Source organism: Acinetobacter lactucae (assembly GCF_001605885.1).
Lineage (GTDB): Bacteria > Pseudomonadota > Gammaproteobacteria > Pseudomonadales > Moraxellaceae > Acinetobacter > Acinetobacter lactucae.
Genome location: NZ_LRPE01000004.1, coordinates 117,181 through 143,141, shown reverse-complemented (window position 1 = coordinate 143,141; position 25,961 = coordinate 117,181). Strand labels below are relative to the sequence as shown.

The following is a 25,961-nucleotide window of genomic DNA, read 5'->3' as shown; positions in this document are numbered from 1 at the left end:
AAATAAATGACTGAATATAGTGATGAATACTGGATGCAGCTTGCTTACGAGCAAGCTGAATTAGCTGCCCAGCAGGGTGAGATCCCGGTTGGAGCGGTTCTGGTGAGTCAAAATCGAGTAATTGGGTCTGGTTATAATGCTCCAATTACTTTATTAGATCCAACTGCACATGCAGAAATTCAAGCTATCCGTGCAGCGTGTTCCTCTTTAGAAAATTATCGATTACCCGAGGATACAACTTTATATGTCACTCTTGAGCCATGTACTATGTGTGTAGGTGCGCTCGTACATGCAAGAATCAAACATGTAGTTTTTGGCACACCCGAACCTAAAGCAGGTTCCTTGGTGAGTGCACGCCAGTTATTGCAGCAAGGTTATTATAATCATAGGTTTACATTTCAGAATGGTTGTCTGCAAGAAAAATGTGCTCAGCAACTTAGTCATTTTTTTAAACAAAGACGTGAGCAAAAGAGACAAGAGAAACAACAAAAAACGTCCTTAAATGATTAAAAATTAACATACGCTTATGGCAAACTAACGCGGTTTTAATGCCATGATTCTATTTAATAAGGACGATTCAATGCGTAATGTAATTACCGTAAAAAAAGAATTTAATGCCCCTCTTAGTGATGTATTTAACTTGCTCTCTAAGCATTCAACTTATAATACTGCTTTTGCGCCTTTACAAGTTGTGCGTGTAAAAGACTCAGCTGATTCTAAAAGACCTGATGGTTTAGGATCAGTTCGACGCATGGGCTTTGGTCCAATCAAACCCCTTAAAGAAGAAATTACATTGCTTGAAGAAAATAAAAGTATTGAATATAAATTGATAGATAATCCTTTGATTAAACACCATTTAGGTAGAATCGAGTTTTCTGAAATTACCCCATATATTACTTTAGTTACATACCACATCGAGTTAACGGCAAAAGCACCAGTGGTAAGTAAATTAATACTTGCACAGCTAAAACTAGCCATTACACTAGGCTTTTCGAGATTAGCTAAAGCAATTGCTTCTTAGTGAGAGTTAAATGACAGTTCAAATTATTACTATTGATGGTCCGAGTGGTTCGGGTAAAGGAACATTGGCCGCAAAACTTGCAGCACATTATCAATATCATTTACTCGATTCGGGTGCCTTATATCGGTTGTTAGGGTTGTCATTACATAAACACGATTTATTGGAGAAATTAGATAGTCAGCTTGATGAATGTATTCAATATGCACGTCAACTGGACATTAAATTTGAAACGTCTACCTCAGGAATTTTAGTTTTCTTGGATGATGAAGATGTATCCCAAACAATTCGTACAGAACGAGTTGGTGAATACGCTTCAAAAGTTGCAGTGATTCCAGAACTTAGACAGGCATTATTCGAGAGACAAAGAGCTTTCGCGCAAGATCCTGGTTTAGTTGCCGATGGCCGTGATATGGCAACATCTATCTTTCCTGAAGCAAATGCTAAAATTTATCTGACAGCTTCGGCTGAGTCGCGTGCTGAGCGAAGAGTAAAACAGTTGCAGGGTATGGGGCTAGATGCTAAAATAAACGACATTTTAGCTAATATACAGGCGCGTGACAAAAGAGATATGGAGCGAGAAGTTGCTCCGCTCAAGCCAGCCAAAGATGCTTATATTATTGATAGTTCGGAATTAACGATCGATCAGGTATTTAAGTTAATGGTTGATTATGTTGATAGCCGTACTATTTAGTAAATAGAATTATCAGTTGAAGCATAGCTTGATCAGTCTATAAAGACTATGTTGATACTTAACTAAACCGGCCTTGTCTGATCCAAGACCGCTGAATTTATCAGGTATATCATGACCGAATCTTTTGCAGCCCTCTTTGAAGAAAGTGAATTAAACCTCAATGTTGAAAAGGGTGCAGTCATCCAAGGTGTTGTTGTAAACATCGATAGCGACTGGGTAACTGTTGACACTGGCCTAAAGTCTGAAGGCATTGTTGACCGTGCTGAATTTTTAAATGAACAACGTGAACTTGAAGTTCAGGTTGGTGATACTGTTGACGTAGTTGTTGAAGCTCTTGACAACGGTATGGGTCAAACAGTTTTATCACGTGAAAAAGCTAAGCGTGCTGAAACTTGGACTAAACTTGAAAAAATCTTTGAAGATGGCGAAATCGTTACTGGTGTTATCTCTGGTAAAGTTAAGGGCGGTTTCACTGTTGACATCGGTCCTGTTCGTGCATTCTTACCAGGTTCATTAGTTGACACTCGTCCTATCCGTGACACTACTCACCTTGAAGGTAAAGAGTTAGAGTTCAAAGTAATCAAACTTGATGCTAAACGTAATAACGTTGTTGTATCTCGTCGTGCTGTTATGGAAGCTGAATCTTCTGCTGACCGTGAAGCATTACTTGCTCAACTTGAAGAAGGTCAAACAGTTACAGGTACTATCAAAAACCTTACTGATTACGGTGCATTCGTTGATCTTGGCGGTATTGATGGTCTTCTACATATCACAGATATGGCTTGGAAGCGTATCAAGCACCCTTCAGAAGTTGTTGAAGTTGGTCAAGAAGTTACTGTTAAAGTACTTAAATTTGACCGTGAACGTAACCGCGTATCTTTAGGCCTTAAACAATTAGGCGAAGATCCATGGTTAGCGATCATGAGCCGTTACCCTAAAGGTTCTATCGTTAAAGCTCGCGTAACTAACTTAACTGACTACGGCTGTTTCGCTGAAATCGCTGAAGGCGTTGAAGGTTTAGTTCACGTTTCTGAAATGGACCACACTAACAAAAACATCCACCCATCTAAAGTTGTTCAGATTGGTGATGAAGTTGACGTTATGGTTCTTGAAGTTGATGAAGAACGTCGTCGTATCAGCCTTGGTATCAAACAAACTCGTGCTAACCCATGGGAAGAGTTTGCTAAAGCTCATGAGAAAGGCGAAAAAGTATCTGGTACTATCAAGTCTATCACTGACTTTGGTATCTTCATTGGCTTGAACGGCGGTATCGACGGTTTAGTACACTTGTCTGATATCTCTTGGAACGAGCAAGGTGAAGAAGCTATTCGTCGTTACAAGAAAGGTGACACTGTTGAAGCTGTTATCTTGTCTGTAGACGCTGAAGGTAACCGTATCAGCCTTGGTATCAAACAATTGAACAGCGATCCGTTCAATGACTTCTTAGCTGCTAACGAACGTGGTGCTTTAGTTAAAGGTACTGTAACTGCAGTTGATGCTCGTGGCGCAACTGTTAAGTTAGCTGACGAAGTTGAAGCAACTCTTAAAGCTTCTGAAATCAACCGTGACCGCGTAGAAGATGCGACTAAATTCTTAGAAGTTGGTCAAGAAGTTGAAGCGAAGATCATCAACGTTGATCGTAAATCTCGTTCTATCAACTTGTCTATCAAAGCGAAAGACGAAGCAGAAGAGAAAGAAGCAGTTGCTAGCTTGCGTACAGCAACAACAAGTCAAGACAATGGTCCTAAGACTATTGGTGACTTGATCAAAGCACAAATGAAGTAATAAGTTAACAAAGTACGGTTTCATGTAACGGAATTGTACTTTTTATACAAATTACTGTAAACGGTAGCCTAGTATTCAACATACTGCGCTACCGTTTTGTATTTAAACAGGTTATTATCGAACGACATAGAGTAGCAATAAATAACGAGGTCGTAGATGACTACTGAAGCTCTTAATAAGTCTGATTTGATTGAACGCATTGCGCTAAAAAACCCACACTTAGCTGAACCTTTGGTGGAAGAGGCGGTTAAAATTATGATTGATCAAATGATAGAAGCACTATCAACTGATAATCGAATTGAAATCCGTGGTTTTGGTAGCTTTGCTTTACACCACCGTGATCCAAGAGTTGGTCGTAATCCTAAAACAGGAAAATCAGTTGAAGTTGCAGCTAAAGCTGTTCCACATTTCAAACCCGGAAAAGCCCTTCGTGATGCTGTAAACGAATCTGGGAAATAAATAAAATTTATAAGTCGGGGTGCCTATGCGTTATATTTTAATTGCATTGCTTATTGTTGTATTTGGCTATTCTTTAGCACTTGTTTTGCAAAATCCAACAGAGCTTTCTGTTGATTTGTTATTTACTCAAGTTCCTGCTATGCGTTTAGGCTTATTATTGCTACTCACATTAGTACTAGGAACAGTGGTCGGTCTTTTACTAGGTGTACAGGTTTTCAGAGTATTCCAAAAAGGTTGGGAAATTAAACGCCTGCGTAAAGATATTGAACATTTAAGAAAAGAACAAATCCAAAGTGCTCAATTAGCAGCAGCAGAAGCAGCTGCAAATGTAAGACATGAAAAAACCGTTGTAGATATTTATCCGCAAGATAAAAATTCTACTCCGCTATAATCCCCGTACTACTCTTTATTGATGAGTAAAGAGTAGTATCTCTCTAAATTTTATCTCTTCTTTTATTCTTCCAAATATAAACTCTTTTAGTCGTATCGCTTTTAAATTTGGAAAGCAGCTCTCTACATTCCTTTATTCCTTCATGATTTGTCTATTATAATAACGCTGATTTTATATGATGGAAGAAAGTCTCTTGAGTATCATTGTTGCGTTAGATGCAAAAAGCCAATATGACGCTTTAAAAATTGTTGAACAGCTTGACCCAGCTTTATGTCGTGTAAAAGTGGGTAAAGAGCTTTTTACTCATGAAGGCCCATCTGTTGTAAAAAAACTGCAAGAACAAAATTTTGAAGTTTTTCTTGATCTTAAATTTCATGATATTCCAAACACTACCGCTCAAGCAGTATGTGCAGCAGCTGATTTAGGAGTATGGATGGTAAATGTTCATGCTTCAGGTGGTCGTAAAATGATGGAAACCTGTGTTGAACGTTTAAAAGCAGGTAACTATCAAACTCAACTTATTGCTGTGACAGTACTCACATCAATGGGCCGTGAAGATTTAAAAGATATTGGTTTAGATATTGAACCTGTAGAGCATGTGAAGCGTTTAGCTAAATTAACCAAAGAAAGTGGTTTGGATGGTGTAGTTTGTTCTGCTCAAGAAGCTAAGATTCTTCGTGAATTGATCGGGCAAGACTTCTCTTTGGTAACACCAGGAATTCGCCCAGAGGGATCTAATGCAGACGACCAAAAACGTATTGTGACTCCAAAGCAAGCTATGCTTGATGGTTCTACACATCTGGTTATTGGTCGACCGATTACTAAAGCAGAAAACCCAACAGAAATGTTGAAATCTATTTTGGCTTCAATTGCCTAAAGATTTAGGAATAAGCTAATTAATAACGGGGCGAGTAGGCTTAATAATAAGCCACTCATCATGGCATGTGGTACATAATGTGTACCGCATGACTGTTTTACCATTGCTAAGGTAACATCCATTGACGTTGCGCCAGCGCTTGAGATAGCAGGGCGTGGAAAACGCCAACCCATGGTATACATTAGGAAAATAGCAACAATTTCTCTAAATAAGTCAGTTAATAAGGCGATTCCACCCAACTCTGCCGAATGTAATTGCGTAAATAAGATCCCTGACATTGAATACCAGCCATAACCTTGTGCTAAAGCTAAAGTTTCATTAAGTGTAAAATGCTTGTGAAGTAAATAGTAATTCAAAAAGCCCGCTATACATGACCCTAGAAAAGCAGCTAAAGGTACAATTAAAATTTTCCAGCTTAACCATGTACGGTTAAAATGAGTGAAGGCAAGTTCAATACCAATTAAGAAAATAAATAGTAATAATAAATACCAACTATTAAATGCCATATGTGAGTTGAATTGAGTGGCAATAGCTCCCAATAAAACACCTATCCCTAATGCAAAAAAAGCTTTTGCAATATTTTTTAAAGCATTTACAAAAAGCTGAAGTGAGATTTTCCCTTTAACACTTTGTTTATCAAAAATTGTATAAGCCAATAAACAGGTAAAGAAAGAACCGAAAGATGTTGTAAGAGCAATAATAATCGCTGGTGGGAGTATGGCAGAAGGATTCTCAATTTGGTCAAGGGCCAATGTTAATTCTAAAGCTACACTCGCTAAGAGAATATAAGAAAAATAGGGAAGTATTTTAAATATAAACTGTCGGATATTTAGACTTAGTTTTGGAGCTAAAAAATAACCGGAAGCAAGTGCTAAAAATATTTGAATGATGAGATAAAAGGATTGCATATAATAGATAGATTGTTATCAACCTATCTATTATGTCTTGAACATTTTAAGCTGCATAGCTCTGTGAGCTTTTATTTAAAAGTAAGTAATCTTTGGACTTAACTTTACGTGTTTCTAACCAATACTTCCATGTGTAAGTTGGCCATAGAGAAAAGTTCTTTCCATCGGCAGATTGATACCAGCTACTACAGCCACCAGCTTGCCATACAGTTCCTTGAAGCTGCTTTTGAACACGTTCATTAAAAGCGTCTTGAACTTCCGGTTTAATCTCAATTGCTTGTTGACTAGATTTTTCTACAAGTTGAATAAGCTGTAAAATGTAATTTACTTGAGATTCAATCATAAAAATAATCGAATTATGACCTAAAACAGTATTTGGCCCGACGAGTTGGAATAGGTTAGGAAAATTCTTGGTCATTATTCCATAATAACTTTCTGCACCATCTTTCCAAGCTTGTTTTAGCTCGATTTGATTGCGTCCAATACAGGTGAAATGTTTTAAATAAATACGTGGGTCAGTAATAAAACCTGTACCGTAAATTAAACAATCAATAGGTCGTTCTTTACCATCTTTAGTGATAATACTGTTTTCTTTAATCTCTTGAATGCTATCAGTGACTAACTCAACATTTTTTCGGTTAAAGGTAGGAAAGTATTTATTTGAGATAAGGATACGTTTACATCCCATGACGAAGTCAGGTGTGAGTTTTTTTGCTAGCTCTTTATCTTTGACTTGAAAACGTATGAATGCTTCTGCCAATTTTTGGCCATATTTCATGATTTGAGGTTGAACAATGGGTACAACGCGAGATTCATTACTCCAGTAAAGACGACTACGATGAATTTGGCGATAAATATTTGAAGATTTGAATAATGCTTTACTTAAGCTTGAATATTTGCGCTCATCTCGCGGTATGACCCACGCAGCCGTTCTTTGAAATACATAAAGTTGTTTAACATCTTTAGCTATTTCAGGAATATATTGGATTGCACTGCCGCCCGTACCAATAGATGCGACTGACTTGCCATTTAACTTATAGTCATGTTCCCATTGTGAGGAATGAAATACTTTTCCTTTGAATTTTTCGATCCCTTTGATAGGAGGGATTTGCGGAATGTGTAAGGGTCCTGAGGCAAAAACTACAAATTGCGCTTCTATAGAAGGTTGATTATTAAAATCTAGAGTCCACACATGACGTGTTTCATCATATTGAACATGAGTTACGTCATGGTTAAACTTGCAGTAATCTTTAATCTGATATTTCTTTGTAATATCTTGAATATATTCAAAGATCTCTGGTCCTTCTGCATAGCGTTTGGTCCAATCGGTCTTTGGTGCAAAAGACAAGGAATACATATGAGATTGAACATCACATGCTGCACCTGGATAGCGATTTTCTCGCCAAGTTCCGCCGACATCGTTTGATTTTTCTAAAATAACAAAGTCGTGCTGTTGATTTTGCAGTAAACGGATTGCCATTGCTAGGCCACCAAATCCAGCCCCAATAATAGCGATTTTAGTTTTTTGAATAGCATCTTGCTTTGCGTTTAGCATTGGAAACCCTGCATAAGCTGAAAAGAGGATTGCACGCAAGACTAACGTTTTTTAACCAGTTTAAACATGATTGTATCGACGTGAAAATTGATAGATTCGGCAATTAATTTTATTGCTTCTTTATAGTAAAACATTTCAGTCTAGGGAAATTGTTAGAAGAATGAAACGGTCGATACTTGGTTTAATCTATTTAATTCAAGGAATGCGCAATGCTGGCATTGATGTCGACTCACGTTTGGCCCATATAGGTATTAAAGTCGATGCTTTAGACCCGAGTTCTACAATTCATGATCGTCTAGAATGGGACATTCAACAAATTATTAGTAAAAATGTAGAGCCTGAAAAGGGTTTATTTATTGGGCAACATTATGCTCTAGCTGGTTACGGCCCGTTGCTTATGCTGCTTGTCACAAGTCATGATATTCAAACTGCTCTAAACAAAGGTATAAAATATCAAAAACTTACCCATTTATTTGGTAGCTTAGCTTTATACGAAAATGATGAGCGGGCCATTTTAAATTATTTACCTGTTGATTTAAAAACGGAAATTGGCCAATTACGGGCACAATGTGAAATTTCAGGTACTTATAAGTTTATACAAGATATTTATACGATGATGGGATTACAAATGCCCACGATGCGTATAGAACTTCCATTTGAAAAGCCTACTGATTTAGATATTTTGTCACGCTATTTTGCGTATTATGGCGAAGATGTGCATTTTAATGGTAAATATGCGGCATTTAGCCTAAGTAAGGATGTACTTGAAATCAAGATTCCCTCTGCCGATATCATTACACATCGTATTTATGAATCAAAATGTATTGCAGAAATAACAAGATTGAATCAACAAGATCATCAAATTCCACATATCATACAATGTGTACAAGATTATCTTGAGTTGCAACAAGGAATTATCCCGAGCATGGCGGAAACAGCTTTTGCATTGAAAATGCCTGAAAGGACATTAAGGCATCAATTGCAACAGCTAAATACGAGTTATAAGCAAATTCGTGAACAAATTATCAAGAATAAGGCATTGAAGCTTATGGAATATAGGGAATACTCAATAGAGGTTGTTGCTGAATTACTCGGCTATTCTGAACCAGCGGCATTTAATCATGCATTTAAACGATGGTTTGGGCAGAGTCCTCGACAATATGCAAAAGAGTCATCGTCTTAACTCTTGATGCTAAAAGCTAATGTGGTTGAACAAAATGTTCGCTATACTCTCATCAGTTAAAATTGAAATAAAACGATATGTTAAATTTAAAATCTTCTCATAGTACTGCATTCACACCTTCTTCCCCAGCAGAACGCTATGCTGAGGCTTTAGCTTCAGGTCAATTTATGGCAGATGAAGCGCAAGCACAGGCAGTGCAAGAATTAGATCGCGTATGGAAGGAACTTTTAAACCGTTATAAAGCCTCTAAAAAAGCTTTCCGTCGTTTTCGCCGCCAAACCTCGCCTAAAGGTGTATATATGTGGGGCGGAGTAGGCCGTGGAAAAACTTGGCTGATGGATCAATTTTACGAGTCTGTGCCATTTCGCCGTAAAACGCGTATGCATTTTCATCATTTCATGCAACATGTTCATAAAGAGCTAAATAAGCTTTCAGGCCAACGTAATCCACTTGAAATCGTAGCTGACCAAATCTATAAAGATGCTGTCGTTATTTGTTTTGATGAGTTCTTTGTGTCAAACGTGACAGATGCAATGATTTTGAGCGATTTATTCCAAAAATTATTTGTTCGCGGTGTGACATTAATTGCAACATCAAACATTGCACCAGATGGCTTATATAAAAACGGTATTCATCGTGATCGTTTCTTGCCAACCATTGAAATGGTTAAAAAGAACTGTGCCGTTCTAAATGTAGATGCTGGTGTCGACTATCGTTTACGTGTACTAAAACAAGCTCAATTATTCAAATCGCCATTAACGAATGAAGCACAAAGTTGGATGGCTGAACGTTTTAGTGCATTAACTCATACACAAGCTCATTCTCAAGAGCCGATTGTGATTAATAATCGTGTTGTCGAGACACTAGGACATACAGAAGACGTGTTGTGGTGTGAATTCTCTGAACTCTGCTTTAAACCACGTAGCCCAGCCGATTTTATTGAAATTGCAAATATTTATAATACGGTTCTAGTCAGTAATGTTCCTCATTTGACAGATTTCTTGTCAGAGGGCACTCGTCGTTTTATTTACCTAGTCGATGAATTCTATGATCGAGGAGTGAAACTACTTTTAACTTCTCAAGATAGTATTATTGATATTTATCAGGGTGAAAAATTAGCATTTGAAATTGAGCGTACTCGTTCGCGTTTACTTGAAATGCAATCTGATGAATATTTACATTCTGAACATCGTCATATCGATGCGACTAAAACTTCTTAAAGAAAAGTAGATATGAAAAGCGCTCTAAATGGGGCGCTTTTTTTACAACAAAAATTGATAAATTTAGTTAAATAGTGCTTTTTCACGCTTTAAAGTTTGATATAACTAAATACGCTTTAGAAAAACAAGATAGTGAAATTTTTTGTCTGTTAACAAAAAGTCTAGTTTCAGTATCTTTAAATATTGAATAAATTGTTGGGAATCCCAGTTAGAATTTTAATATTTCCTATATAGAAAAATTTATCTTTGTCAATAGTTTTGCAAGGGAAAATGCTTACTATTTAGGAGTGTGATATTAGTATTCAGCTTAATTTAAATCGGTATACTAGGATTCTCTTGGTATAAAAAGTAGCAACTTCAGGAAAGACAATGACTGCACGTATTCAAAAAGGCAAGTTAGCGATTGCTAAAGAACTTTACGATTTTATCGAAAATGAAGCTTTACCAGGTTCTGGTTTAGATAGTGAAACTTACTGGAAGAACTTTGAGCAAGTTGTTGTCGATCTTAGCCCAAAAAATAAAGCATTATTGGCTAAGCGTGATGAATTACAAGCAAAAATTGATGAATGGCACCGTAACAACAAATTTGAATTAGGTGCTTATAAAGCGTTCTTAACTGAAATTGGTTATTTATTACCAGAAGTTGAAGATTTTCAAATTACTACTGAAAATGTAGATGAAGAAATTGCGTTGTTGGCAGGACCACAGTTAGTTGTACCTGTACGTAATGCACGTTATTGCTTGAATGCAGCAAATGCTCGTTGGGGTTCTTTATATGATGCACTTTACGGCTTCGATGTAATTTCTGAAGAAGGTGGAGCTGAAAAAGGCAAAGGATATAACCCTGTACGCGGTGCAAAAGTGATTGAGTTTGCTAAAAATTTCTTAAATGAAGTTTTCCCACTTGCGCAAGGTTCACATGCAGACGCAACAAAATATGCGATTGAGCAAAACAAACTTGTTGTAACTTTGAAAGATGGTTCAAAAACAGGTTTAGCTCATGAGGCTCAGTTCGTTGGTTTCAACGGTGAAGAAGCAAATCCTTCAGAAGTCGTATTATTAAGTAATGGTCTTCATGTCATTATTGAAATCGACCCATCTAGCCCAATTGGACAAACAGATTCTGCAGGTGTTAAAGATTTAACATTTGAAGCGGCAGTAACCACAATTCAAGATTTGGAAGACTCTGTTGCGGCTGTGGATGCAGAAGAAAAAGTTGAAGGTTACCGTAACTGGTTAGGTTTAATGAAGGGTACGCTTCAAGAGTCTATTGAAAAGAATGGTAAAATAATTGTTCGTGATTTGAATAAAGACCGCGAAATTAAAAACTTAATTGGTGGTACAACAAAACTTCATGGTCGTTCACTTATGTTACTTCGTAACGTAGGTCACTTAATGACTAACCCAGCTATTTTGGTAGACGGTGAAGAAATTTTTGAAGGTATTATGGATGCATTGGTAACACCATTGTTATCAATTGCTGATATCCGTAGTACAAATGAAAATAAGAACTCACGCAAAGGTTCTATGTATATTGTTAAGCCAAAAATGCATGGACCAGAAGAAGTTGCGTTTGCTGTAGAGCTATTTGAACGTGCTGAACAGGCAATTGGGTTGCCACCTAAATCGTTAAAAATCGGTATTATGGATGAAGAGCGCCGTACATCTGTAAACTTGAAAAACTGTATTGCTGCTGCTAAAGACCGTACGATCTTTATTAATACTGGTTTCATGGACCGTACAGGTGATGAAATCCATACTTCTATGGAAGCTGCGCCAGTTGTTCGTAAAGAAGCTGTTAAAACACAAAAATGGATTGCTGCTTACGAAAACCGTAACGTTGCAATTGGTTTGAAATGTGGTTTACAAGGTAAAGCACAGATTGGTAAAGGCATGTGGCCAAAACCAGATAGCATGAAAGATATGTTAGCAACCAAAGCTGCACATCCAAATGCGGGTGCTTCATGTGCTTGGGTTCCATCTCCAACTGGTGCTGTACTTCATGCGATGCATTACCATCAAGTGAATGTAAAAGCACGTCAAGATCAGTTAAAAGCTGAAGAAATGTTGTCATTAGATGACTTGTTAACTCCTCCATTTGCACCAGAAACTAACTGGTCAGCAGAAGAGATTAATAATGAGCTTGAAAATAACTGCCAAGGTATTTTAGGTTACGTTGTTCGTTGGGTTGACTTAGGCGTGGGTTGTTCGAAAGTTCCTGATATTAATAACGTAGGCTTAATGGAAGACCGTGCAACATTACGTATTTCTTCTCAACACGTTGCAAACTGGTTACGTCACGGTATCGTGACTCGTGAACAAGTTGAAGAAGTGCTTAAACGCATGGCAAAAATTGTTGATGAGCAAAATGCGAATGACCCATTGTATAAACCAATGGCAGCTAACTTTGAAACAAATATTGCTTTCCAAGCAGCTTCTGATCTTATCTTCAAAGGTTGTGAACAGCCTTCTGGTTATACTGAGCCTTTACTTCATGCTGCTCGTTTGAAGTTAAAAGGTTATACAGGTGATTAATTTTATCCTGTTTTGAAAAAAGCCTCTTCGGAGGCTTTTTTATTTTCGGTATATTTTGTGCTTATAAAATATAGATTTATAGCTAAAAGGTTTTGAATTTGATTAGATTAAAAGATCTCGATCGTGAGAATTGGATTTTATGTGCAAGATTATCATTGGATGAATCTCAAAAAGATTATGTTGCACCAAATGTATATTCTATTGCTGAGTCTAAGGTGGAAGAACATTACTATCCAAGAGTCATCTGTTTTAATGATGAAGTCGTTGGGTTCCTAATGTATTGCGTCGAAATTGATCCACCTGATGAGACATTATTTTGGTTGTTTCGTTTTATGATTGATAAAAATAGTCAGGCTAAAGGTTATGGTGCTGTAGCGTTGCAAATTGCAATTGATGAAATGGCTGCAAAAGGAGCTAAACGAATTCGAACGATGTATAAATCTTCTAATAACATTGCTGGGAAACTTTATAAAAAAATGGGTTTTATAGAAACTGGAGAATATGATGAGTGTGGAGATATTATTTTAGAGTTAAATATTTCGCTCCAAAAAAAATGCTAACTGAAGATTCCAGTTAGCGCAGGAGTTAATAGAGTTAAATAATCTGAAAAGCAATATTAATTACTGCTCACAATTCCAATTTTAGTGACACCTAAACGCTGTGCTGTAGCCATGACCATTGCTACATTCTTATATTCAGCCATCTGGTCTGGTTTGAGTTTGATCTGGTCTTGATCTTTTTTAGCAATCACACCTTGAAATAAAGTCTCTAGTGCCTTTCGGTCAGAAACCTTTTGGTTATTCCAAAATACTTTGCCCGCTGCATCAATTCTTACATCAATCACTTCCGGCGGCTTTTCATTCGTTGGTGGCGGTGTGCCATTTGGCAAATTAATATTAATCGCGTTGTTTGGTGCAGGTATGGTAATAATAAACATAATAATGAGTACCAGCATGACATCAATAAGAGGTGTCATGTTGACTTCCAACATCACATCGTCATCATTATTTGAACCGACATTCATACCCATAAAATTCTCCTTAAAATCATTACGGGGAGGCTGGAGGGGTAGTAACAAAGGCAATTTTGCCAATACCAGCTTGTTTGGTGGTACTAATGACCTGATCTATTGCTTCAAAATGGGTAAGCTGATCTCCTCGAATATGCACCTCAGGCTGCGGTCTTTTTTGTGCCACGGCTTGTAATTTTGTTAACAATATTTCTTTATTCGGTACATAACTTTCGTTCCAGAAAATATCTCCTGTTTTATTGACTGAGAGTTGAATATTTTCAGGGGTGGTTGCGTACGGAGTATTTTTTTCTTCCGGTAGTTTCACTGGAACTGTATGTGTAACTACTGGAATAGTAATAAGAAAAATAATAAGTAAAACCAACATGACATCCACCAGAGGTGTCGTGTTAATTGTGCCAATCATTTCGTCATCATCTTCAGAACCAACACTCATACCCATAATGTTTGCTCCTGATTATTTAATACGGCGGTTAACTGAATTATTGGTATTAATTTCTCCACTTAATAAAACCGCGTGTAAATCTGAACCAAATGAACGGACATTTTCCATAACGGCTTTATTGCGGCGAGTCAGCCAGTTGTAACCAAGTACGGCAGGTACTGCGACTGCAAGACCAATAGCCGTCATAATGAGAGCTTCACCAACGGGGCCTGCAACTTTATCGATAGATGCTTGACCAGAGATGCCGATGGCTGTCAAAGCGTGGTAAATTCCCCATACGGTACCAAATAGGCCTACAAATGGTGCAGTAGAACCTACCGTTGCTAAAAAGGCTAAACCACCACCTAAATGATTTTGTATTTTTTCAATAGCACGTTGAATCGAAATGCTCACCCAAGTATTAAAATCAATGCGCTCAAGTAAAGAACCGCCGTGTGATTTAGTTGAATTAATGCCTTTTTCTGCAATAAAGCGATAAGCGCTACTTTGTTCTAAACCTTCTGCAGCATTATCAAGGGAGGTAGCTTCCCAGAAATGTCTTTCAGCTTCTTTACCTTGGCGTTTGACTTTACCTTGCTGCAATAGTTTAGAGATGATGATGTACCAAGTTCCAATCGACATGAGTACTAAAATAAATAAGGTAGATTTAGCGACTAAGTCACCTTCACGCCAAAGGGCTTCTAGACCATATGGATTTTTAACAGTTTCACTTGTTGCAGGCTTTGGTGGTGGAGTTGGAGTACTTGTATTTGAAGTAGCTTCAGTAGTGGCTGTGGCCACAGGAGTATTGCTTGTTTCTTCTGCGAAAACTGAGCTTAATGGAAGTAACGAGCAAGCTGCGATTAAACTTGCAGAAGCGAAATGTACTAGTGGTTGAGTTGATTTTTTCATCATATATCTCCAATATTTTTTAATTTCTTGCTAATTCAATTGTTTATTCAATTACGAATGGATATTCAATTTCATACCAGTCTTGCTGAGGTACACCATCTTTCATTGCTGGTTTGAACGTACATAAGCTGTAGGCTTTAGTTGCTGCTTTATCTAAAATTTTGCTGCCACTCGATTTTTTTACTTTGGCATCAATGACTTTGCCGGATGTATCAACCAGAACACGTATTCGCACTGTCCCTTGTTCTTCATTCATCAGTGCTTCACGTGGATACTCAGGTTTTTCACAGCCAGCAGAACCCTCTGAAACACCACGACTTACACCAGCTGGTTTTGGTGCCGGCGCAGCAGCCACTGGAGCAGGTGCGGCAACAGGGCTTGGTGATGGGGTACTAGGTGCAGCAGGAGCTGGGGTAGCCACTTTAGTCGGTTGAGCCACTGGTGTCGTTTTTTGTACCGGTGTTGCTACTTTCTCTACTTCTTTTGGTGGCTCAGGAACCTTGGCAACTTTTTCTACCATTTTTGGTGGTTCAGGTGGTTTTTCCTTTGGTTTGGGCTCTTCCGGCTTTGGTGGAGGAGGCGGCTTAATATCCTGAATAATTTGTAATTCCACAGGTTTTTCTGCTGGTTTTTGAATATTGTTTGCTAAACCTGACATCAGAATATAGGCAACAAGAAGATGCAGAAAAATAACTGCAGCAATACCAATTAGGCGTTTGGCAGATTTATTTTCTATGTCTGTAAAAGTCATGCCCATAGTTACTCCTGAAACTGTAGACAAACAATTTTTAAAATGACTGTTTGGCTAAGAATGAGTATTTGTTCTGCAAACTAACCATTGAGAGTTATATTTGCAGAACAACCATTTAGAACTTATATGTACCTCGTACAAAGTAAGTACGTCCTAAAGGATCTGCGTAACGTGGGTCATATCCCATTTGGAAGTTGTCACCAACATTTGAAGCAGGAGGGTCTTCATCAAAGATATTCTTAATGCCCGCTGTAACTTCTAGATTTTTAAAGCCTTTGTAAGTACCTGAAATATTATAAATTGTATAGTCGCTCACTTTATGGTTTTCATAACCTGGCTTGACTGTGGAGCTTGAATTTTGGTCATCATAACCCCGAGTGAATTGTTGTTGGAAATTTACACCCCAGTTTTGATAATTCCAGTATAAATTAGCAGTATGTTTCCAACGAATAATTGGAGCATCGCCAACATATGTGCCTAAACTACTAATCCATTCTCCATCTTTTTCATTTTGATATTTATATTTAATGACATAAGTCCCATCGATTCCAAAGCCAAATCGACCTGTTGCTGTCATTGGGGTTATATAATTTAGACTTACATCGACACCAGAAGTTTTTAAATCACCCATATTGTCTTGAGTAGTAATGATATGGTTAAGCGTTCCATCGGGGTTGCGTATGAACTTGTCGGCATATTTTGTTGGATTGTTAAAAATATCACTCTCAGGTAATGCAGCAATTTGATTTTCAACTTCAATATTAAAATAGTCTAAAGTTAGAACTAAATTTTTAATTGGTTCAAGAACTAGGCCAGCAGTAAATGATTTTGATTCTTCAGGGTCAAGATCTTTATTTCCTCCATTTTTGCGATCAAATTGGGTTTCGCAATCACGACTGGCAACACCACCCGGTGGAAGAGTATCTCCTGGTTTTTTAGGAGGGCCATTTGGACAAAGTACAGGGTCATTATAGTAAGCTGAAGTATTTGTTATAGAGTTAGGAGCATTTACTTCCCATAAAGTTGGTGCTCGGAATCCTGTGCTATAAGAAGTACGGAACATTAATTGTTTAATTGGTTCCCAACGGAGTGCAAATTTAGGGTTAAACGTATCGCCGAAGTCACTATAATCATCGTAACGAGCCGCAAGTTGAGCTTCTAAAGTTTTATGTAAGGGAATATGCAGTTCAGTAAAGACTGCTTTGATATCTCTTTTTCCTTTATTCGTAGGTTCATTCGGATCAACTCCTGTACTTGGTGCTTGACTAGCCACTTCAGATACTACGTTTGAGGTCCATTCATCATGGCGGTAGCTAGTTCCAATTGCAAAACCAACGTCACCTGCAGGTAATTTAAATATAGGTCGACTGGCGGTGAAATCAACAGTTGTTGAGTCAACGTCTGCTTTTAAATAAGCACCAGTAACTCCTAGTGTACCCCATAAGCCTGCATCTTCTGGTGCTTGTGGACCGAATGGGTTTAAAATACCATTATTTAAAGCCTCTTGAGTTCTGTTGTAGTTAAGATACCCACTGTTTAGTCGGTCTTCCGCTTCGCTATGAGCATAAGTAACACCAGTATTAATATCCCAACCGAATGCTTCACCCTCTAGACCACCGAATACACGATGTGACTCATTAATACTAGAACTAACACGATTACCAGCTTGAGAACGAATATAAAGTTCAAGTGGGCCACTGACTTTATTCATAGCAGGTGTAATACCATTACCTGGATAATATTTACTATCAGGATTCAATGTTAAATCGAAGAAAACGTCTGGAGCCACTGAGGTAGTAATTTCATTACGCGCGTAGACGTATTCTGCTACAGCATTAAAATTATCATTGAGTTTAAAAGTAGCACGCCCTAGTGCTGAGATATCTTCAGTTTTTGGAACAATTCCAATCACTGCCTGACTGTTATAACGGCAGAATTCACCTTGTGCGTAAACGAGCGGATTACTTCCACAGCCTGTAGCTGCATATGGGTTTCCTTCGGTACCAGTTTCCTTGTCATAAAAATTAGCGGGAAAGCTACCGCTACTCCCTTTTGTAATACCTAGTTCTGGTATTAATCCTCCACGTTTACTAACTTTACGATCTTTTGCCATAACGTCGTTACCATGTCGGTAATCGATGACACCAAAAATATTAAATCCATTTTCATCAAGATCACCATAACCACCAAATACGCTTAGATCTTGTGTATCACCTCCATTGTGCTCTGGTTGTGTCAAACCACCACTGATGTTTAAACCAGTAAATTGTTTTTTAGTAATGAAGTTGATTACACCACCAATTGCATCTGTACCATAAATTGCTGATGCGCCATCTCGTAAGACCTCAATACGGTCTAACATAGCTAACGGAATAATATTTAAATTAGTGACACCACTATCATAAGCATTTGCAGCTAAACGACGACCATTAAGTAAGATTAAGGTTTTATTGGCACCAATTCCTCGGAGGTCAGCTGCTGAGCCTACCGTTCCACTAGCACCTACATTTTGAGCAGTAACAAAACTCGATTGGTTTGCACTAATCTTGGCTAAGGCTTCTTCAGTTGTAGTCACCCCTTGTTTTAATATTTCATCAACTTTCACTATGGTAATTGGCGAGGCACTTTGTGCAGCAACCCCTTTGATTGAAGAACCTGTAACGGCAACTTTTACGACTTTTGTTGGTTTTTCATCAGTACTTGATTGTTCAGTTTCTGCTGCCTGTGTCAGGGTAAGACACATCATACTTAAACTAAGGGTGCTTAATTTAAGAATTGTTTTGCTGATCTTTGGGGTTGCCTGAGATCGAACATTGTATTTTTTTTTCATCGTGGATTTGATCCCTTTTTGTTGTCGTTAGCGATATTGCTGGAAAGTTTTTAAGCAAAGCAAGTGCCAACTATATATTTTTCTTTTTTTAGTTTATGCAAAATATTGATATATATTGATTTTATTATGGTTCAGCACAAAGATTCATTCTTTATTAAACAAAAATAAATTTTCCGTTTGGAAAATTTTTTAACGCTGGCCAAAACTTTCAAATTTTTTTGTATAAAAAGTATACATTGCTGGACTCTTCACATGCTTAATAAATAAAAATGTATCGTTTTAGAACCTTTTTATATGTAATGTTATACTATTTTTTATAGTTAAATTAATTGGATTTTATATTTATAATCAAATAATTAAGTAGTAATTATAAATGGATTAGGTTTGTCACAATATGGATCACAATGCATCATTAATGTATTTTATTTGTGCATTTAAAGTATTAGATGATTAACATATGCAAATATAATATTTGGCAAAAAGTTACTTTTATTTATATAGTTCAAATCATTTTAAGTACCTAATAAAAATATGAATTTCTAATATTTTTAAATATTTTGTGATGAATATTAATAGATGGCATGAAATTCGCTTTATTTTAAGTAGTTACAAAAGATTGGGTTTTAACTTTGTTTTTCCATCTGTTCAAATAAAAACACTCATAGAAAAGTAAAGAATTAAACCCAAATAGGCTTATCTGTTGAAAAAGAACTTTTCTTATGCAGATTTAGATGTTACTCAAAAGGATAATATCTTTTAAAAAACTAATTACGTGGGTATGAACTTGAAATTAAAATTTTTTAAGCTCGCCATTTTAAGTCTGGCTATTACATCAGTTCCTTGTGCTTACGCAATTACGCCAGCGCAACCAAACAAAATTTTGCATGTTGCCTATGAAGCTCCAGATGATGGCTTCGATATGGTCAAAACTACCAATTTCTACAGTGCTAATATTGCTGAGGCAATTTTTGAGCCTTTACTCAAATATGACTATCTAGCACGTCCATTACAGTTAGCTCCCTATACAGTAGAGAGCCTGCCCAAAGTGGAACAAGACGGTAAAGTTTATACTTTTAAAATTAAGCCAGGTATCTATTTTACCAATGATCCCGCCTTTAAAGGTAAACGCCGTGAGCTAGTAGCTGAAGACTATGTTTATACAATTAAACGTATTCTAGATCCTAAAAATAGAGCACCTTCTGTTTCATTCATTGATGGTAAGTTACTAGGTGCCGATGCGGTTATAGCTCAAGCAAAGAAAACTGGAAAATTTGATTATGCTGCCCCAATTGCAGGAGTTAAAGCGCTTGATCGATATACGCTACAATTTACCTTAACTCGCCAAGACTATAATTTTCCTTATATTCTTGCCTATATAACTTTTGGCGGAGTTGCTAAAGAGGTTATTGATTATTACGGTGATCGTATTGGCATGCATCCCGTAGGTACTGGCCCTTACATGTTAAGTAAATATGTTCCAAGAAGTAAGGTCGAGTTGGTTGCCAATCCTGATTATCGCGGTTTTGTCTGGAATTTTAAGTCGACAGGAACATCGTGGGATAACCAACTTGTTAAGGAAATGTCTGGAAAGAAAATGCCACAAATTGGAAAGGTGGTCGTAAGTATTATTGAAGAAGAGCAGTCACGATGGTTAGCTTTCCAGTCGGGTCAACTAGACTTTGACAAACTTACAGCAAATGCTGTTCCTCAAGCTTTAGATGGAAATCAGCTTAAAGCTTCTTTTAAGAAGAGAGGAATTAAACACTTCCCATATAAGGAACCTGAAATTACCTATACCATGATGAACATGCGTGATCCGGTCATTGGTGGTTTTAGCCCAGAAAAGATCGCTCTTCGTAGAGCAATTACTTTGTCTTATAACCAAAAAGAAAGTATAAAACAGGCCTATAAAGGACAAGCTGTTCGGGCTGAAATGTTTATACCAGAAGGTGTGAATGGCTATAATCCGAAATATAAAAGTAGCGTAGGATATAACCCGCTGCTAGCAAATAAATTACTTGATTATTATGGTTATAAAAAAGGTGCTGATGGTTATAGAACCCAGCCAAACGGGAAACCTTTAATTTTAAAAATCAATACAGAAAATAGCTCAGCCTCAGTTATTCACTCAGAACTCTGGAAAAAGAATTTAGATGCGATTGGCATTCGAGCTGACTTTAAGGTGAGTAATTTTGCAGATAACTTAAAAGCCGCAACTCAATGTAAATATATGATCTGGAGTGGGGCTTGGATTGCTGACTATCCTGAAGGAGATAATTTTGCACAGTTGCTTTATGGGCCAAATGCAGGTCAGGGAAATCATGCTTGTTATCAGTCTAAAACATATGATGCTCTTTATACTCAGGCTATCCACTTGCCACCACAACAACGTCTACCGTATTACGAAAAGCTTAACCGCCAGATTGAAGCTGACAATCCTTGGATTATTCATGTAACTCGAATTCGTAATTGGTTGATACGGCCACAAGTTCAGGGGTTTAAACCTCACCCGATGATGAATACAAACTGGCAATATCTTGATATTACTCCTATTAAAAAATAATTTTAGATAAAGATCATGATGACTGAAAATTTAAAACAAAAGTTCAAGCAAGGTAGTATCAGCTTGCTATTCGCTAGTATGGCCTTAACGGGATCTACAAGTATTTTAGCGAAAAGCCCAGCCGATCCGAATAAAGTTTTACGTTATGTATTTCCAACAGCTGAAACAGGTTTCGACCCAGCATATATCCATGATTTATATTCTGCGCATGTAACCACATCGATATTTGAAACTCTATATACCTATGATTATTTAGCAAGGCCGGCAAAGCTTATTCCTCACATAGCAACCGCTATGCCAGAAGTCAGTGCTGATGGTTTGACCTATACCATTCGTATTAAAAAGGGAATTTATTTTACGCCAGACCCTGTTTTTAAAGGCAAACCTAGAGAATTAACAGCCAATGATTATGCGTACTCTTTTAAGCGTTTATTGGACCCGAATCTGCGCTCTCCAAATAGCTGGTTATTAGAAAACAAAATTGAAGGTATGGATGCTTTAGTCAAAGCAGCCAATAAATCTGGGAAATTTAACTATGACCAAAAGGTAAGTGGTTTACAAACACCTGATAAGTACACTTTAGTGATTCGTTTAGTTAAACCCGATTATAACTTTCCTTTATTACTGGCCCATGATCCGACAGGTGCGGTGGCACGCGAAGTTATCGAGAAATATAAAGATAAAGCCGGTTTTGTTATGGGGCATCCGGTAGGAACTGGGCCTTATATGCTGAGCAAGTGGGTACCCGCATCGCGTATTGTTTTAAAAGCGAATCCTGATTATCGCGGCTTTACTTGGAACTTTACTGCTAGCAGCCCTGAAGATCAGGCAATTGTGAAGCGCCTTAGAGGTAAAAAAATGCCTCAAATAGGCACAATTGATATTCAGGTGATGGAAGAAAACCAATCACGATGGCTAGCATTTCAGCGTGGTGAGGTTGATATATTTCAGCTTGAAGGCCAACTGGTCGCAAAAGCGGTTAAAGATGGCAAATTAAAACCTGAGCTTGCTAAAGAAGGTGTGCAGTTATCTCGCATTGTTGACCCCGAAATTAGCTATATTTATTGGAATCTTAAAAATCCAGTCGTTGGCGGAATGAGTAAAGAAAAAATTGCTTTACGCCGTGCGATTGCGATGTCTCGTTCAATAGATCAAGAAATTAAATTAGTAAGAAATGATGATGCACAGCGTCTACATTTTCCAATTCCACCAGGTGTAGTGGGTAATGACCCTCAATACAGAAGCAGTACCCCATATTCTGTGAAAGCAGCAAATTTACTATTAGATCGATATCACTATAAAAAAGATGCCTCAGGTTGGCGTACTCAACCAGACGGAAAACCTCTTGTCATTGAATATATGGCGCGTAGTGACAGTATTGGGCAGCAAAGCGCTGAGCTCTGGAAGAAAAATTTTGATAGTTTGAATACCCGTATGGTCTTTAAACCCATGCTCTTTGCAGATCTTATTCGTGCGCAAAAACAATGCGACGGGATGTTCGGGTCTTCTGCATGGATAGCTGATTATCCAGATGGGGATAATTTTATGCAGAATTTTTATGGACCTAATACACATATGACAAACTGGTCTTGTGGTTCGATACCAGAGTTTGATCAGTTGTATCGTCAGACGCAACAAATGCAAGCAGGTGCTGAGAGAGATGCACTTTATCGAAAAATGACACGGTTGTTAGAAGTTTATATGCCTGTTCAAATCTCTTATGCACGCTACCGGAATATGCTGGCTCAACCAAAAATCATTGGATATAAGAAGCATCCAATTTTACATGCAGAGTGGATGTATTTCGATATTGATACAAATACTAAATCTAATCATTAAATGAAAAAAATTGGAGATATGATGAAAAATAATGCACTGAAAATGACAACTTTATGTATGTTGACCATGGGTGTAAGTCAGTTTGCAACGGCAGAGACAACACGTCCTATTTTGCCATTACTTAAAGCACAACAACTTCCAGCATGGTGTGATGCGAATTTAAAAAAGATTCAGAAAGAGATTTCAAATTTTGAAAAAACGCCTGTTAAAGATAATGTAGCAGCGGCACCTATATTGGCAAAATGGGATAAAATTTTTGCTCATTTTGAAGATTTTTCAGGTCCGATAAGCTTATATAGTAACGTAGACCCAGATGCAAAGTTGCGTAAGGCAGCCGAAGATTGTGAAATCAAAATTAATCAATTTCACACTGATATATTTCAAAATTCAAAATTATATAACGTCATTAACAATACGAAAGCTACTGATCCGATAGACCAAAAATATCGTCAAGATATTCTAGATCAGTTTGAAGACACAGGTGTTCAACTTGAGCCAGTAAAGCGTGCACGAATGAAAGCTATTCTGGATGAGTTGACCAAACTCGAACAAGAATATGCACGTAATGTACGAGATAATCCGGAAAAACTTGAGTTTACTCCTGAAGAGATGAAAGGATTGCCTCAAAGTTATATTTCAGGTTTGAAAAAGAATGCGAAAGGAAATTATTTGGTTGGTTTTGAATATCCAGAATATAGGCCATTTATGGAGTTGGCAGATAATGATGATGCCCGGAAAAGATACCAAATTGCCTTTACTCGACGTGGTACTGAGCAAAATTTAAAACTACTCAAACAGGCAATTGATTTGCGTTATGAGCTTGCGCAGTTATTTGGAAAAGCAAGTTATGCAGATTGGGTTCTAAAAGACCGTATGGCTAAAACGCCTGAGGCTGTAAATCAATTTTTAGAAGAAGTCCAAAAAACAGTAGCACCACTTGAACGTAAAGAAGTAGAAGAACTCCGTGCATTTAAAGCGCAAACTTTAAAAATGCCATTAGAAAAAACCGAGATTACACGTTGGAATGAAGCTTACTGGAGTGAAAAACTTCGTAAGAGTAAATATCAGATTGATCAGGAAAAACTTCGTGACTATTTTCCGACTTTAGCTGCTCAAAAATGGTTATTTGCCATTTCATCTGACCTTTATGGTATTGATTTTAAACCTGTCAAAGTGAAAGCATGGCAAAACGAAGTTGAATATTACGACGTAGTTGACAAAAAGACAGGAAAGCTTCTTGGTGGCTTATATATGGATAAATTCCCTCGTGAAGGGAAGTATGGCCATGCCGCCGTTTGGGGCGTATATGGTGGTAGCACTTTAACCAACCGTTTACCTATTTCTGCATTGGTCACGAACTTTAATCGTAAAGGGCTAAATAGCGATGAGCTTGAAACTTTTGTTCATGAGTTTGGTCATGCTTTACATGGTATTTTGTCAAATACACGTTATGCCAGTCAGTCTGGAACATCCGTAGAGCGTGATTTTGTAGAAGCACCATCTCAAATGTATGAAGAGTGGGCACGCCGTAAAGAGACTTTATCTAAAGTGGCTGATTATTGTGATCCAGCCTGCCCACGTGTTGACGATGAGCTAATTGCCCGATTAAAAGCAGTACATAACTATGGTCGTGGCTTGCGTTATGCGCGTCAAACTCTTTATGCACAGTACGATATGTCATTGCACACTGCTGATGCTTTAAAAGTGAAACCTTTAGAAAATTGGCAAAAAATGGAAGCTGCTACAGCCTTAGGTTATGTACCAACAACAGAGTTTCCGGGGCAGTTTGGACATTTGATGGGCGGTTATCAAGCCGGTTATTACGGCTATATGTGGTCTGAGGTTTTAGCTTTAGACATGCTTTCTGCCTATGGGGACAACCTTAATAACCCACAAGTAGGGCAACGTTACCGTCAAACGATCTTATCGCAAGGTAGCCAAAAACCAGCAGCTGAATTAGTTAAAGATTTCCTTGGCCGTGATCCTGACAATAAAGCATTCTTTAACGAAATTACCGGACAACGGGTTAAATAAGGAATTATCACTATGCTGGCATATGTTATTCGGCGTTTATGGCAGATGATTCCAACCATGTTGGGGGTAGTCTTACTTATTTTTATTCTTTTTAACTGGGTAGGTGGAGACCCTGCTTATATTTTAGCAGGCAAGATGTCTAATCCTGAGCAGATCGAAAACATTCGCAAGCAGTTAGGTGTCGATCAGCCTTATTACATTCAGCTCTGGATTTTCATTAAACAAATACTGACTTTTGATTATGGGGCGAGTTGGAGTACGGGAGAACCTGTCTCTCAAATTATTTTAACCCGATTAGGACCCTCACTCACGCTTCTAATTCCACTAACTATTTTACAGACGGTTATTTCAATTATTTTGGCATTGGCTGTTGCTGCGGTACGTGGATCTCTAACTGACCGCATGGTCATGATGCTATGCACTATCGGCATGTCGATCAGCATCTTAGTTTACATTATCGTTTTTCAATATGTTCTGGCGTATCAGCTAAGTTGGTTCCCTGTACAAGGCTGGAGCGATAGCTTTACTGACAATTTATTTAAGTTTGCCTTGCTACCAATTCTCATCATGCTGGTGGTAAGTATTGCACCAACGTTACGTTTATATCGTAGCTTTGTGCTTGATGAAATTAATCAGGATTATGTTCGAACAGCACGTGCTAAAGGTGTAGGTGAAAGCCGAATCTTAGGTGTACATGTACTACGAAACGCTTCAATTCCTATTATTACCGATGTGATGTCAACTTTACCTGCATTGCTCATAGGCGCATTTTTAATTGAACGTTTTTTTGGTATTCCCGGGATTGGCCGAGAGGTCATTATTGCAGTTGAACGAAGTGATTTTCCTGTTATTAAAGCAATTACAGTTTATATCGCCGCTGCAACCATGATTTTTAACCTGATTGCCGATTTGGTCTACAAAGTGGTCGATCCACGTGTACAGTTGAAGTAGGT

Annotated in this window: 22 protein-coding genes and 1 pseudogene; 15 read left to right on the top strand and 8 right to left on the bottom strand. The window is 37.7% G+C overall.

Annotated features, from left to right (window positions below; all coding sequences use genetic code 11):
- The first annotated feature begins 6 nt into the window (after positions 1-6).
- The 7 genes from tadA (at position 7) to pyrF (ending at position 5,224) form a co-directional block, all read left to right on the top strand.
- On the top strand, positions 7-510 hold the full coding sequence (gene tadA, locus AWW73_RS01855; protein WP_057106324.1) for a tRNA adenosine(34) deaminase TadA: 504 nt from the start codon (positions 7-9) through the stop codon (positions 508-510).
- A gap of 70 nt (positions 511-580) precedes the next feature.
- Positions 581-1,021 carry an SRPBCC family protein gene (locus AWW73_RS01850; RefSeq protein ID WP_062848583.1) on the top strand — a complete coding sequence of 147 codons (441 nt, stop codon included), beginning with the start codon at positions 581-583 and terminating at the stop codon, positions 1,019-1,021.
- Between the two features lie 10 nt (positions 1,022-1,031).
- Positions 1,032-1,712 (top strand): (d)CMP kinase, encoded by a 681-nt coding sequence (cmk, locus tag AWW73_RS01845; RefSeq protein ID WP_062848582.1) that lies wholly within the window; start codon positions 1,032-1,034, stop codon positions 1,710-1,712.
- Between the two features lie 111 nt (positions 1,713-1,823).
- Positions 1,824-3,497 carry a 30S ribosomal protein S1 gene (gene rpsA, locus AWW73_RS01840; protein WP_002121348.1) on the top strand — a complete coding sequence of 558 codons (1,674 nt, stop codon included), beginning with the start codon at positions 1,824-1,826 and terminating at the stop codon, positions 3,495-3,497.
- Positions 3,498-3,653: 156 nt separating this feature from the next.
- On the top strand, positions 3,654-3,956 hold the full coding sequence (locus AWW73_RS01835; protein ID WP_002121337.1) for an integration host factor subunit beta: 303 nt from the start codon (positions 3,654-3,656) through the stop codon (positions 3,954-3,956).
- Positions 3,957-3,981: 25 nt separating this feature from the next.
- Positions 3,982-4,347, top strand: coding sequence for a lipopolysaccharide assembly protein LapA domain-containing protein (locus tag AWW73_RS01830; protein ID WP_016141186.1), 366 nt, complete (start codon positions 3,982-3,984; stop codon positions 4,345-4,347).
- A 178-nt stretch (positions 4,348-4,525) separates the two neighbouring features.
- Entirely contained in the window at positions 4,526-5,224 is a 699-nt protein-coding gene (pyrF, locus tag AWW73_RS01825) for an orotidine-5'-phosphate decarboxylase (RefSeq protein ID WP_062848581.1), read from the top strand.
- Here the strand turns inward: pyrF and AWW73_RS01820 are convergent.
- Positions 5,221-6,132, bottom strand: coding sequence for a LysO family transporter (locus AWW73_RS01820; RefSeq protein WP_062848580.1), 912 nt, complete (start codon positions 6,130-6,132; stop codon positions 5,221-5,223). The genes pyrF and AWW73_RS01820 overlap by 4 nt on opposite strands.
- A 46-nt stretch (positions 6,133-6,178) precedes the next feature.
- Entirely contained in the window at positions 6,179-7,726 is a 1,548-nt protein-coding gene (locus AWW73_RS01815) for a flavin-containing monooxygenase (protein WP_081409450.1), read from the bottom strand.
- A 121-nt stretch (positions 7,727-7,847) separates the two neighbouring features.
- On the opposite strand from AWW73_RS01815, the gene AWW73_RS01810 reads away from it, so the two are divergent.
- The 4 genes from AWW73_RS01810 to AWW73_RS01795 all read left to right on the top strand — a co-directional run bounded on the left by AWW73_RS01810 (position 7,848) and on the right by AWW73_RS01795 (position 13,185).
- Positions 7,848-8,870 carry a helix-turn-helix transcriptional regulator gene (locus AWW73_RS01810; RefSeq protein WP_057106329.1) on the top strand — a complete coding sequence of 341 codons (1,023 nt, stop codon included), beginning with the start codon at positions 7,848-7,850 and terminating at the stop codon, positions 8,868-8,870.
- Positions 8,871-8,947: 77 nt separating this feature from the next.
- Positions 8,948-10,090, top strand: a complete 1,143-nt coding sequence (gene zapE / locus AWW73_RS01805; RefSeq protein ID WP_002117902.1) for a cell division protein ZapE — start codon at positions 8,948-8,950, stop codon at positions 10,088-10,090.
- A gap of 369 nt (positions 10,091-10,459) precedes the next feature.
- Entirely contained in the window at positions 10,460-12,625 is a 2,166-nt protein-coding gene (locus AWW73_RS01800) for a malate synthase G (RefSeq protein ID WP_062848578.1), read from the top strand.
- 98 nt (positions 12,626-12,723) lie between these two features.
- Entirely contained in the window at positions 12,724-13,185 is a 462-nt protein-coding gene (locus AWW73_RS01795) for a GNAT family N-acetyltransferase (RefSeq protein ID WP_061875525.1), read from the top strand.
- A 56-nt stretch (positions 13,186-13,241) separates the two neighbouring features.
- Here AWW73_RS01795 and AWW73_RS01790 read toward each other — a convergent pair whose 3' ends face one another.
- From AWW73_RS01790 to AWW73_RS18885, 6 genes and pseudogenes are all read right to left on the bottom strand, one after another.
- Entirely contained in the window at positions 13,242-13,655 is a 414-nt protein-coding gene (locus tag AWW73_RS01790; protein WP_061875526.1) for an ExbD/TolR family protein, read from the bottom strand.
- Between the two features lie 19 nt (positions 13,656-13,674).
- Positions 13,675-14,097, bottom strand: coding sequence for an ExbD/TolR family protein (locus tag AWW73_RS01785; protein ID WP_031948194.1), 423 nt, complete (start codon positions 14,095-14,097; stop codon positions 13,675-13,677).
- A 15-nt stretch (positions 14,098-14,112) separates the two neighbouring features.
- Complete coding sequence (locus tag AWW73_RS01780; protein WP_081409449.1) at positions 14,113-14,994, bottom strand: MotA/TolQ/ExbB proton channel family protein; 882 nt, start codon at positions 14,992-14,994, stop codon at positions 14,113-14,115.
- A gap of 40 nt (positions 14,995-15,034) precedes the next feature.
- Complete coding sequence (locus tag AWW73_RS01775) at positions 15,035-15,748, bottom strand: energy transducer TonB (protein WP_062848576.1); 714 nt, start codon at positions 15,746-15,748, stop codon at positions 15,035-15,037.
- Positions 15,749-15,857: 109 nt separating this feature from the next.
- Positions 15,858-18,572, bottom strand: a complete 2,715-nt coding sequence (locus AWW73_RS01770) for a TonB-dependent receptor (protein ID WP_062848575.1) — start codon at positions 18,570-18,572, stop codon at positions 15,858-15,860.
- Between the two features lie 520 nt (positions 18,573-19,092).
- Positions 19,093-19,213: pseudogene (locus AWW73_RS18885) on the bottom strand (hypothetical protein).
- A gap of 131 nt (positions 19,214-19,344) precedes the next feature.
- Between AWW73_RS18885 and AWW73_RS01765 the strand changes: the two are divergent.
- From AWW73_RS01765 to AWW73_RS01750, 4 genes are read left to right on the top strand one after another with little or no spacing between them, the layout of a single operon-like run.
- Entirely contained in the window at positions 19,345-21,135 is a 1,791-nt protein-coding gene (locus tag AWW73_RS01765) for an ABC transporter substrate-binding protein (protein ID WP_081409448.1), read from the top strand.
- 15 nt (positions 21,136-21,150) lie between these two features.
- Complete coding sequence (locus AWW73_RS01760) at positions 21,151-22,974, top strand: ABC transporter substrate-binding protein (protein WP_081409447.1); 1,824 nt, start codon at positions 21,151-21,153, stop codon at positions 22,972-22,974.
- Positions 22,975-25,008 (top strand): M3 family metallopeptidase, encoded by a 2,034-nt coding sequence (locus tag AWW73_RS01755; protein ID WP_081409446.1) that lies wholly within the window; start codon positions 22,975-22,977, stop codon positions 25,006-25,008.
- Between the two features lie 12 nt (positions 25,009-25,020).
- Positions 25,021-25,959: an ABC transporter permease gene (locus AWW73_RS01750; RefSeq protein WP_061873989.1), complete on the top strand. Its 939-nt coding sequence runs from the start codon at positions 25,021-25,023 to the stop codon at positions 25,957-25,959.
- Positions 25,960-25,961 lie beyond the last annotated feature (2 nt).